Origin of the sequence: Nonomuraea sp. NPDC050310 (assembly GCF_040655795.1) — a bacterium.
Taxonomy (GTDB): Bacteria; Actinomycetota; Actinomycetes; order Streptosporangiales; family Streptosporangiaceae; genus Nonomuraea.
On the sequence record NZ_JBFAKP010000019.1, the window covers coordinates 59,974 to 70,205 of the forward strand.

Here is a 10,232-nt window from a genome sequence, read left to right on the forward strand (position 1 = left end):
GTCAGGCCCCGGCCAGCTTCTTGGCGAGGCTCTCCAGCAGCTCGTTCCAGGAGACCTCGAACTTGTCGACGCCCTCGTCCTCCAGGACGCGCACCACGTCGTCGTAGTCGATCCCGGCCTCGCGCAGGGCCGCCATGGTGTTCCAGGCGTCCTGGTAGAAGGGGCGGATCGTGTCACCGGTGACGTTGGCGTGGTCGGCCACGGAGTCGAGCGTCTTCTCCGGCATGGTGTTGACCGTGCCCGCGGCGACGAGCTGGTCGACGTACATGGTGTCGGAGTACTCCGGGTTCTTCACGCCGGTCGAGGCCCACAGCGGGCGCTGCGGCCGGGCGCCGGCGGCGGCCAGGCGTTGCCAGCGCTCGGAGCCCATGACCTCCTCGAAGGCGGCGAAGGCCAGGCGGGCGTTGGCGATGCCGGCCTTGCCCTTGAGCTCCGGCTTGCCCAGGCCGTCGAGCCGCTTGTCGATCTCGGTGTCGACGCGGCTGACGAAGAAGGAGGCGACCGACTCGATCGCGGCCAGGTTGAGCCCCTTGGCCTGCGCGGCCTCCAGGCCGGCCAGCCAGGCGTCCATGACCTGGCGGTAGCGCTCCAGGGAGAAGATCAGCGTGACGTTGACGCTGATGCCCTCCGAGAGCGCCTGCGTGATGGCCGGCAGGCCCTCGACGGTGGCCGGGATCTTGATGTGCAGGTTGGGGCGGTCGACCAGCCACCACAGCGCGCGCGCCTCGGCGATGGTCTTGTCGGTGTCGCGCGCCAGGCGCGGGTCCACCTCCAGCGACACGCGGCCGTCCACGCCGCCGGTGGCGTCGTAGACCGGGCGCAGCACGTCGGCGGCCCAGCGGATGTCGTAGGCGGTGATCGCCCGCACGGCCTCGCCGACGTCGACACCGCGCACGTGCAGGTCGTGCAACTGGGTGTCGTAGGCATCGCCCTTGGCCAGCGCCGAGGCGAAGATCGTCGGGTTGGAGGTGACGCCGACCACGTTCTTCTCGCGGATCAGCTGCTCCAGGTTGCCGCTGCGCAGGCGCTCGCGGCTGATGTCGTCCAGCCAGATGGCCACACCGCTGGCGGCCAGCTTGCGAAGGTTCTCGCTCATTGTCAGTTTCCCGTCGTCTCGCCCTTGTCGTGACCGAGCTTGGCCAGCGAGGCCTTGGCGGCCGCGGCCACGCGCTCGGCCGTGAGGCCGAACTGCTCGTACAGCGTCTTGTACGGCGCGGAGGCGCCGAAGTGCTCCAGCGAGACCACCTCGCCGTGCTCCCCGACGAACTCGCGCCAGCCCAGCGCAATGCCCGCCTCGACGGCGACGCGCGCCTTCACCGAGGGCGGCAGCACCGTCTGCCGGTATGCGGAGTCCTGCCCCTGGAACCACTCGACACACGGCATCGAGACCACTCGTGCCGGGATGTCCTGGGCCTCCAGGAGTTTCTGCGCGTCCATGGCGATCTCGACCTCGCTGCCGGTGGCGATCAGGATCACCTTCGGCTGCGGGGCGGAGGACTCGCTGAGCACGTAACCGCCGCGGGCCACGCCATCGGCGGCGGAGCCCTCGTAGACCGGGAGGTTCTGGCGGGTCAGCGCCAGCGCCGCCGGGCGGTCGGTGTGCTCCAGGATGGTCTTCCAGGCGGCCGCCGTCTCGGTGGCGTCGGCCGGCCGTACCACGTCGAGACCGGGGATCGCGCGCAGCGCCCACAGGTGCTCGACCGGCTGGTGCGTCGGGCCGTCCTCGCCGAGGCCGATGGAGTCGTGCGTCCACACGTAGGTGACCGGCAGCTTCATCAGGGCCGCGAGCCGTACGGCAGGCCGCATGTAGTCGGAGAAGACCAGGAAGGTGCCGCCGTAGGGGCGGGTCTTGCCGTGCAGCGCGATGCCGTTGAGGATCGCGCCCATGCCGTGCTCGCGGATGCCGAAGTGCAGCGTGCGGCCGTAGCGGTTGCCCGGGAACTCCTTGGTCTGGTGCTCGTCCGGGATGAAGCTCGGCTCGCCCTTCATCGTGGTGTTGTTCGACTCGGCCAGGTCGGCGCTGCCGCCCCACAGCTCGGGCAGCACCGGCGCGAGCGCGTTGAGCACCTCGCCGGAGGCCTTGCGGGTGGCGATCGAGGCGCCGGGCTCGAAGGTCGGCAGGGCCTCGCTCCAGCCCTGGGGCAGCTCGTGGCGGCCCAGGCGGTCGAAGAGCTCGGCGCGCTCGGGGTTGTTGACCCGCCAGTCGGCGTAGGCCTTGTCCCAGTCGGCGCGCACGGCCTGCGCGCGGTCGGCGACGGCGCGGGCGTGCTCCAGCACCTCGGCCGGGACGTCGAAGGACTTCTCCGGGTCCATGCCCATGACCTGCTTGGTGGCGGCGACCTCGGCGGCGCCGAGCGCCGAGCCGTGGATCTTGCCGGTGTTCTGCTTGCCGGGCGAGGGCCAGCCGATGATGGTGCGCAGCCGGATGAAGGAGGGCCGGTCGGTCTCCTCGCGGCTGGCCTCCAGCGCCTCGTGCAGGGCCTGGACGTTCTCCACGTAGGAGCCGCCCTCGGTCCAGTCGACGGTCTGGACGTGCCAGCCGTAGGCCTCGTAGCGCTTGGTGATGTCCTCCGACAGGGCGATCTGGGTGTCGTCCTCGATGGAGATGTGGTTGCTGTCGAAGACGACCGTCAGGTTGCCCAGCTTCTGGTGGCCGGCCAGGGCGCTGACCTCGTGGCTGATGCCCTCCTCGATGTCGCCCTCGGAGGCGATGCACCAGATGTGGTGGTCGAAGGGGCTGGCGCCGGCCTCGGCGTCCGGGTCGAACAGGCCGCGCTCGCGGCGGGCGGCCATCGCCATGCCGACCGCGTTGCCGATGCCCTGCCCGAGCGGGCCGGTGGTGGTCTCGACGCCCGCGGTGTGCCCGTGCTCGGGGTGGCCGGGGGTGAGGCTGTCCCACTGGCGCAGCCGCTTGAGGTCCTCCAGGCCCAGCCCGTAACCGGACAGGTAGAGCTGGATGTAAAGGGTCAGGCTGGAATGCCCCGCGGACAGGACGAACCGGTCTCGGCCCGCCCACGTGGGGTCGGCCGGGTCGTGGCGCATGGTGCGCTGGAAAAGCAGATATGCGGCAGGGGCCAGGCTCATGGCGGTGCCGGGGTGACCCGAGCCCGCCTTCTCCACTGCGTCCATTGCCAGGGCACGGACGACGTCGACCGCCTTACGGTCGAGATCCGTCCACTCCAGGATGCTCACGTGCCTATCTCCGCAATCTCGTTGTCTTAGGTGTTCGGCTTTTCCCGCCCACACGGGACCATAACCGAGTCGACCTTGCAGGCTGTTCCCAACACCCCGTTGACCGGACCGCGGCTCCCGGCGACTACAGTTGCTGTGTTCGTAAGGGATCCGCTACATCAGAGGTTACGCGTTGACTCCGCAACAGCCGGAAGCGCCTTGGCGGTGCTGACCAACAGGCAGGCGACCGTCCCCCCGGGGACCGGCGCCCCACGCCAGGCTTCCCGATCGTTCGGCGCGGTCCTCGGGGCCTATGTCGCCCTGACCAAACCCCGGATCATCGAGCTGTTGCTGATCACGACGCTACCGGTGATGTTCCTCGCCGCCAAGGGGCTGCCCGACCTGTGGACGTCCCTGTCCGTGATGGTCTTCGGCACCTTGTCGGCCGGCAGCGCCAACGTGCTCAACTGCTACGTCGACCGTGACATCGACGTCAAGATGCGCCGCACCCGCAAGCGGCCGCTGGCCAGGCACACCGTCGAGCCGCGCAACGCGCTGATCTTCGGCATCGTGCTGGGCCTCCTGTCGCTGGTCGGGCTCTGGGTGACCACCAACTGGCTGGCCGCGGCCATGTCCACCGGCGCCATCCTGTTCTACGTCTTCGTCTACTCGATGTGGCTCAAGCGCCGCACCAAGCAGAACATCGTGTGGGGCGGCATCGCCGGCTGCATGCCGGTCATGATCGGCTGGGCCGGCATCACCGGCGAACTGGCCTGGGCGCCGTTCGTGCTGTTCGGCGTGGTGTTCTTCTGGACGCCGCCGCACACCTGGACGCTGGCGATGCGGTACAAGGAGGACTACGCGGCGGCCGAGGTGCCGATGCTGCCGGTGGTCGCCACCGAGCGCCGCGTGGTGCTGGAGTCGATCGCCTACACCTGGGCGACGGTGGCCTGCTCGCTGCTGCTGTGGCCGGTCGCGCAGACCACGCTCTTCTATCCCGCCGTCGCCGCCGTGCTCGGCGTGGTGTGCCTGTGGGAGGTGTACGCGCTGCTGCGCCGCCTCAACTCCGGCAAGAGCGGCGTGGCGCTGCGGCCCATGCGCTTCTTCCACTGGTCCAACGCCTATCTGGCGTTGCTCTTCCTCGCCGTCGCGATCGACCCGCTGCTGGCCTGACGATCCTCCGGACGGTACGGCTTGGCCGTACGCCGGAGGATCCTCTATGCTGAACATGTGAATACCTATTCAGATGTTTTGGATTCTTGCGCGGCGCGGGCCGAGGCGGCGAGACCGCACATGGTGACGATGGAGGAGGCCACCCGGCTGGCCGACCTGTTCCGCCTGCTGGGCGACCCCACCCGGGCGAGGCTGCTCTACGCCCTGCTGGAGGCGGGGGAGATGTGCGTGCACGACCTGGCGGCCGAGGTCGAGGTGACCGACACCGCGGTGTCGCACGCGTTGCGGCTGCTGCGCACGGCGGAGATCGTCTCCACCCGCCGCGCCGGCCGGATGATCTACTACCGGCTGGCCGACGCGCACGTCCGCATGCTGCTCGACCTGAGCCGTGAGCACCTGAGGGAGGTCTCCGATGGCCGGTGAGCACGGGCACGGCCACGGCCACGCCGTGGAGGCGAACGCGGACAAGCGCTACCTGTGGGGCGCGCTGCTCCTGCTGGTCGGCTACATGGCGGTCGAGGTCGTCATCGGCTTCATCGCCAACTCGATGGCGCTTATCGCCGACGCCGCCCACATGCTGACCGACGCCAGCGCGATCGTGCTGGCCCTGATCGCCATGCGCATCGCCGCCCGGCCCGCGCGCGGCGCCTACACCTTCGGCTACAAGCGCGCCGAGATCCTGTCCGCGCAGATCAACGGCGCGACGCTGCTCCTGCTGACGGTCTACTTCGTCTACGAGGGCATCAACCGGATCATCGATCCCCCCGAGGTCAAGGGCCCGCTGGTGCTGGTCACCGCGCTCACCGGGGTGGCGATCAACGCCCTGGCCGCGTGGCTGCTGTCCAAGGCCAACCGGCGCAGCCTCAACGTCGAGGGCGCCTTCCAGCACGTGCTCAACGACATGTACGCCTTCATCGCCACCGCCGCCTCCGGCCTGATCGTCTGGCTGACCGGCTTCGCGCAGGCCGACGCCATCGCCGCGCTCGTGGTGGCCGCGCTGATGGCCTACGCCGGCTGGGGCCTGATCCGCGACTCGGGCCGCGTGCTGCTCCAGGCCGCGCCCAGCGACCTCGACCCCGACGAGATCGGCGCGGTCCTCGCCGCCGAGCCCGAGGTGCTGGAGGTGCACGACCTGCACGTCTGGACGGTGACCAGCGGCTACCCGACGCTGTCGGCGCACGTCATCGTCAAGGAGAGCTGCGACACCTGCCACGAGGTGCGCGAGCGGCTCGCCGGCCTGCTCCACGACCGGTTCGGGATCGAGCACACCACGCTTCAGGTAGATCATGGCGCCGAGGCCCACTGCGCCGATCCCCACGGACCGCGTCACCTGGGCGGGACACCTCTGACCTAGTCCGTTACAGTCACACTATGGCGTCCCGTGATCCACGCTGGGTGTTCAAGGACCGCCCGTCGGTCTCTCTGATCATCGGGCTGGTCCTGGCCGGTCTGTGCGCGATCGTCTCCTTCTCCTTCGATGTGATCAACGGCGCGCCGGTGGCCTTCATCGTCTCTCTCGGCCTCGCTCTGGCGCCGGTGCCGCTGCTGCTGGCGGCGGTCCTGGCGCTCGACCGCATGGAGCCGGAGCCGCGCAGCAACCTGGTCTTCGCCTTCGCCTGGGGCGCGGGCGTGGCGGTGCTCGTGGCGGGCGTCATCAACTCGCTCAACCTGCGCTACCTGATGAGCGCCGCCGCGCTCGGCCCCGCCGACGCGCGCAGCATCGCCGCCACCTTCGGCGCCCCGGTCGTCGAGGAGACGATGAAGGGCCTGGTCCTGCTCGGCCTGCTGCGCTTCCGCCGCGCCGAGCTCGACGGCCCCACCGACGGCATCATCTACGCCTCCATGGTCGGCCTCGGCTTCGCGATGAGCGAGAACGTCAGCTACTACATCGCCGCACTCAACTCCGAGCAGGGCGTGCAGGGGCTGGCCGTCACCGTCGTGCTGCGCGGCATCCTGTCGCCCTTCGCGCACCCGCTGTTCACCTCGATGATCGGCATCGCCGTCGCCTACGCCGCCCAGCGCCGCGGGCCCGACCGGGCGCTGATCATCCTGGCCGGCTGGGTCGGCGCCATGCTGCTGCACGGGCTCTGGAACGGCCTGGCCTCCTACGGCGGGGCGGCCGGCCTGGCGATCGCCTACGGCACGCTGCTGGTGGTGCTGCTGGCCCTGATGGTGGTCATCTGGCGCGACCGGCGGCGCATCGTCCGGCTGCTGCAGCGCTACCTGCCGCCGTACGAGCCGACCAAGCTGGTGGACCAGGCCGACATCTACATGCTGTCGGCGATCTCCCGGCGGCGGCAGGCCCGGCAGTGGGCGCAGGCGCACGGGGGCAAGGAGGGGCTGCGCGCGATGAGCGACTACCAGCTCGCCGCCACCGAGCTCGGCCTGCTGCACGAGCGCGCCGAGCGGCACATCGTGGACGACCACACCTTCCACGAGGAGCAGCGGGCGCTGCTGGAGTGCATGGCCGCCGCGCGCTCGCGCTTCCCGGTGCCCGACCAGCACGCCGCCTCGATGGCGATGGGCACCCCGCCGCCCGGCTACGCGCCGGGCGCGCCGCCCGCCTGAAGGATGGCGTCCAGGGAGCGCTCGGGCGGGCCGGGGAAGACCGGCTCGGAGCTCAGCAGGGCGTCGCTCAGGCCCTTGGCGGTGGCCAGCAGCTCGCGGGCGGCGTACAGGTAGGTGCTCTCCGGCCACTTGGCGGCCGAGTCGTCGCCCACGCCGAAGGCGTCCAGGCCGGCCGTACGGCACAGCGCGACCGCGCGGGGCAGGTGGAAGGCCTGGGTGATCACGGTCACCTTGGCGGCGCCGAAGACGTGCCTGGCCCGCACGCAGGAGTCCCAGGTGTCGAAGCCGGCGTAGTCGAGCACCATGCGCCCGGCGGGCACGCCGCGCGCGGTCAGGTAGTCGCGCATCGCGCTCGGCTCGTCGTAGCCGACCCGGCTGTTGTCGCCCGACAGCAGCAGGGCCTTCACCTTGCCGGTGCGGTACAGCTCGGCGGCCAGGTCGAGGCGGGCCGCCAGCATGGGGGAGGGCCGGCCGCCGTACAGCCCGGCGCCGAGCACCAGCGCGGTCGGCGCGTACGGCACGCTCCCCGGCCAGTCCGGCGCCTGGGCGATCACCCGGTGCCGGTCGCTGGTCAGCCACGCCCAGGTGAGCGGGGCGAGTGCGAGCAGGCTCAGGACGGCGACGCCTTGAAAGCTACGACGAAGCACTTTTCGTGACAAACGGCACCTCAGGCAGGTGGGGGAGTGGCCGACCTTTCGCTACCAACCTTGACATACTCCCCCTGCTCCGCGCCGGAAACCGCGGGGGAGGGGAGGGGCCCGCGGGTGCGCAGCGAGGTGACCAGCCGGCAGGTGAAGATCCACACCAGCGAGGCGCCCAGCACGTGCAGGCCCACCAGCGCGGCCGGCACCGCGAGGAAGTACTGCAGGTAGCCGATGAAGCCCTGGGCCAGCTCGATGCCGAGCAGCGCCAGCGCGGCCCGCCGGGCCGGCTTGGGCGCGTCGGTCACGTGCAGCGCGAACAGCAACGCGAAGGTCAGGCCCACGACCAGGTAGACCACGTCGGCGTGCAGCCGCGCGACGGTCTCGATGTCGAAGTCGAAGCGCGAGGCGATCGCGTCGCCCGAGTGCGGTCCGGTCCCGGTGACCACCACGCCCGCCACCAGCAGCACCGCCACCGCCCCGACCAGGACGTACCCCAGGCGCACGATGTCGCGGTGCACCAGCCGCCGCACCGGACCGTCGCCCTCCTTGGCACGGGCGTAGAGCATCCAGGCCGCCGCCGTCATCAGGATCGACAGCAGGAAGTGCACGCTCACCGTCACCGGGTTGAGCGCCGTCTTCACCACCAGGCCGCCCCACAGGCCCTGCACCGCGCAGCCGATCGGCTGCAGCCAGGCCAGCCTGACCAGCACCGGGCGGCGCGGGAACTGCCGCATCGCCACCACCAGCACGGCCACGCCCACCGCGAGCACCAGGAAGGTCAGCAGCCGGTTCCCGAACTCGATCAGCGTGTTGATCAGCGGGATGTCCTCGTGCGCGGCCGGGACGTAGCTGTCCGGGGTGCACTTGGGCCAGGTCGGGCAGCCCAGTCCCGAGCCGGTCACCCGCACGGCGGCGCCGGTCACGGTGATGAGCGAGTTGACCACCACGGCGGCCAACGCCCACGCGGTCATCGTCCGAGGCTGGAGCAGTTTCACGTCCTCGATGGTAGGCGGCGGGGTGACCGGTCCCGCCCTTAGGGTGACGGCATGCAGCGAGGATCCTTATGGACGGGCCGCGTCGGCCTGCTGACGGCCGGCGCCGCGACGGCGGCGGCACTGGTGACCTGGTGGGCCACGAGCATCCCCGGCGGGTGGTTCGGCGGACTGCTGGCGGCCGGGACGGCGTGGCTGGTGGTGGGCCTCGCGTGGCTCGCCGGGCTGGTCACCGTGCTGGCCCTGCGCCTGCGGCCGGCCAGGCTCTGGAGCTGGGCGGTGGCCCCCGTGCTGCTCGTGGCGACTTACGGGCTGGTCAAGGCCGACGTGCCGCTGCTCGTCCGCTTCCACCTGTCGGAGCCGGCGCTGACGGCCTTCGCCTCCTCCGGCTTCACCGCCGGGGTCCAGGGGGCGTCGGTCGGGCTCTACGACATCGAGTTCGCCGAGAACCTCCCCGAGGGGGCGCTGCTCGTGGTGCGGGACTCCGGGTTCATCGACCGGTACGGCTTCGCCTGGTTCCCCGAGGGGGTGCCGGCAAAGCCGGACCCGACGGCCTACGAGCACTTGTCGGGCGACTGGTACGTCTACACCTGGCGCTTCTAGCCCCGGCCCAAAAGTCGCCGGCTCGTGACCGGGTCTGGATGTGACGCCGGTACCGTCGCAAGCGTGATCGACGTGCATCTCGGTCCCGACGACCTGGCCCGCATCCGGTTCGCGCGCTCCCCGCTGGCCGAGACCGTGGCCAGCGTGCAGGTGCTGGGCGACCCGAGCCGGCAGGAGGCCTTCCGCCCCTGGCTGGCCTCGGTCACGCCGCTGCTCGGCGGGCTGCGGCTGGAGCTGCTGGGCGCCCTGGTGGGCGGCCCGCACTTCTCGGCCGACTTCCTGACGCCGGCCCCGGAGGTGGCGGGCGCGGAGTTCGAGGCCGAGCTGGAGCGGGTCCGCGCCACCCCCGCGGCCGAGGTGCGCGCCTCGATCGACGAGCTGCGCGGCGACGGCCCGGTGCCGGAGCGGCTGGCGGGCCTGTACGACGGCCCGGAGCGCGAGCTCGGCCGACTGGCCGAGGAGCTGGCCGCCTACTGGCGGGTCGCGGTGCGGCCGGTGTGGCCGCGGCTGCGCGCGCTGGCCGACGCCGACCTGGGCTACCGGGCGCAGGCGGTGACCACGGGCGGGCTGGCCAAGCTGCTGGCCGACCTGCACCCGGGCATCGAGCGCGGCGGGCCCGGCATGCGGATCCTGACGCCCGCGTGGGACGGGGAGCATCTGCTGCGCGGGTGCGGGCTGGTGCTGGTGCCGTGTGTGTTCGCCTGGCCGCGACTGGTGATGCGCTTCGACGAGCCGAGGCCGTCGATGTTCGCCTATCCGCCGCGCGGGTTCGCCACGGTCTGGGACCGCGCGCCGCGGACCAGGGGGGAGCCGCTGGGCGAGCTGATCGGGCACAGCCGGGCGCGGCTGCTGGCCCATCTGGACCTGCCGTTGTCGACCACGCAGCTCGCCGCCGAGGTGGGGCTCACGCCGGCCGCGGTCAGCCAGCATCTGTCGGTGCTGCGCCGTACCAGCCTGGTGACTTCGCGGCGGGACGGCAGGGCGGTGTTGTACCAGCGGACGTCGCTGGCGACCGAGTTGCTCCGCCAGACCGGATAAACGGGTATTGACCCTCCCAGTAGCACACGCCGATGGGTTAAGG

The 10,232-nt window shown here is 71.2% G+C and carries 10 protein-coding genes; 6 read left to right on the plus strand and 4 right to left on the minus strand.

The features are described from left to right. Window position 1 precedes the first annotated feature (1 nt). Both tal and tkt read right to left on the minus strand, forming a co-directional pair. Window positions 2-1,096: a transaldolase gene (gene tal, locus AB0I67_RS32625; protein WP_357931404.1), complete on the minus strand. Its 1,095-nt coding sequence runs from the start codon at window positions 1,094-1,096 to the stop codon at window positions 2-4. A 2-nt stretch (window positions 1,097-1,098) separates the two neighbouring features. Beyond that, complete coding sequence (tkt, locus tag AB0I67_RS32630; RefSeq protein WP_357931714.1) at window positions 1,099-3,129, minus strand: transketolase; 2,031 nt, start codon at window positions 3,127-3,129, stop codon at window positions 1,099-1,101. Window positions 3,130-3,399: 270 nt separating this feature from the next. On the opposite strand from tkt, the gene AB0I67_RS32635 reads away from it, so the two are divergent. From AB0I67_RS32635 to AB0I67_RS32650, 4 genes are all read left to right on the plus strand, one after another. Next, window positions 3,400-4,344 (plus strand): heme o synthase, encoded by a 945-nt coding sequence (locus tag AB0I67_RS32635; protein WP_357931716.1) that lies wholly within the window; start codon window positions 3,400-3,402, stop codon window positions 4,342-4,344. Window positions 4,345-4,464: 120 nt separating this feature from the next. Next, window positions 4,465-4,767: a metalloregulator ArsR/SmtB family transcription factor gene (locus AB0I67_RS32640; RefSeq protein WP_357931407.1), complete on the plus strand. Its 303-nt coding sequence runs from the start codon at window positions 4,465-4,467 to the stop codon at window positions 4,765-4,767. Beyond that, window positions 4,757-5,698, plus strand: a complete 942-nt coding sequence (locus tag AB0I67_RS32645) for a cation diffusion facilitator family transporter (protein ID WP_357931410.1) — start codon at window positions 4,757-4,759, stop codon at window positions 5,696-5,698. Before AB0I67_RS32640 ends, AB0I67_RS32645 begins: the two co-directional genes overlap by 11 nt. 17 nt (window positions 5,699-5,715) lie before the next feature. Continuing rightward, a complete protein-coding gene (locus AB0I67_RS32650) occupies window positions 5,716-6,912 on the plus strand; it encodes a PrsW family intramembrane metalloprotease (protein WP_357931412.1) in 1,197 nt (398 codons plus the stop codon). Here AB0I67_RS32650 and AB0I67_RS32655 read toward each other — a convergent pair. Together AB0I67_RS32655 and AB0I67_RS32660 are read right to left on the minus strand one after the other, a co-directional pair. Next, the gene (locus AB0I67_RS32655; RefSeq protein WP_357931415.1) at window positions 6,885-7,571 is read right to left on the minus strand and encodes an ElyC/SanA/YdcF family protein; all 687 of its coding nucleotides are present in this window, start codon (window positions 7,569-7,571) and stop codon (window positions 6,885-6,887) included. The two genes, AB0I67_RS32650 and AB0I67_RS32655, sit on opposite strands and share 28 nt — an antisense overlap. Before the next feature lie 8 nt (window positions 7,572-7,579). After that, window positions 7,580-8,551, minus strand: a complete 972-nt coding sequence (locus tag AB0I67_RS32660) for a COX15/CtaA family protein (protein ID WP_357931418.1) — start codon at window positions 8,549-8,551, stop codon at window positions 7,580-7,582. A 51-nt stretch (window positions 8,552-8,602) separates the two neighbouring features. Between AB0I67_RS32660 and AB0I67_RS32665 the strand changes: the two genes are divergently transcribed. Both AB0I67_RS32665 and AB0I67_RS32670 read left to right on the plus strand, forming a co-directional pair. Then, window positions 8,603-9,151: a hypothetical protein gene (locus tag AB0I67_RS32665; protein ID WP_357931420.1), complete on the plus strand. Its 549-nt coding sequence runs from the start codon at window positions 8,603-8,605 to the stop codon at window positions 9,149-9,151. Between the two features lie 63 nt (window positions 9,152-9,214). After that, window positions 9,215-10,189 carry a helix-turn-helix domain-containing protein gene (locus tag AB0I67_RS32670; RefSeq protein ID WP_357931423.1) on the plus strand — a complete coding sequence of 325 codons (975 nt, stop codon included), beginning with the start codon at window positions 9,215-9,217 and terminating at the stop codon, window positions 10,187-10,189. Window positions 10,190-10,232: the final 43 nt, after the last annotated feature.

Coding starts and splice junctions, on each gene's coding strand:
- tal (WP_357931404.1), bottom strand. CDS start 1,096: ATGAGCGAGAACCTTCGCAAGCTGGCCGCCAGCGGTGTGGCCATCTGG.
- tkt (WP_357931714.1), bottom strand. CDS start 3,129: ATGGACGCAGTGGAGAAGGCGGGCTCGGGTCACCCCGGCACCGCCATG.
- AB0I67_RS32640 (WP_357931407.1), top strand. CDS start 4,465: ATGGTGACGATGGAGGAGGCCACCCGGCTGGCCGACCTGTTCCGCCTG.
- AB0I67_RS32645 (WP_357931410.1), top strand. CDS start 4,757: ATGGCCGGTGAGCACGGGCACGGCCACGGCCACGCCGTGGAGGCGAAC.
- AB0I67_RS32650 (WP_357931412.1), top strand. CDS start 5,716: ATGGCGTCCCGTGATCCACGCTGGGTGTTCAAGGACCGCCCGTCGGTC.
- AB0I67_RS32665 (WP_357931420.1), top strand. CDS start 8,603: ATGCAGCGAGGATCCTTATGGACGGGCCGCGTCGGCCTGCTGACGGCC.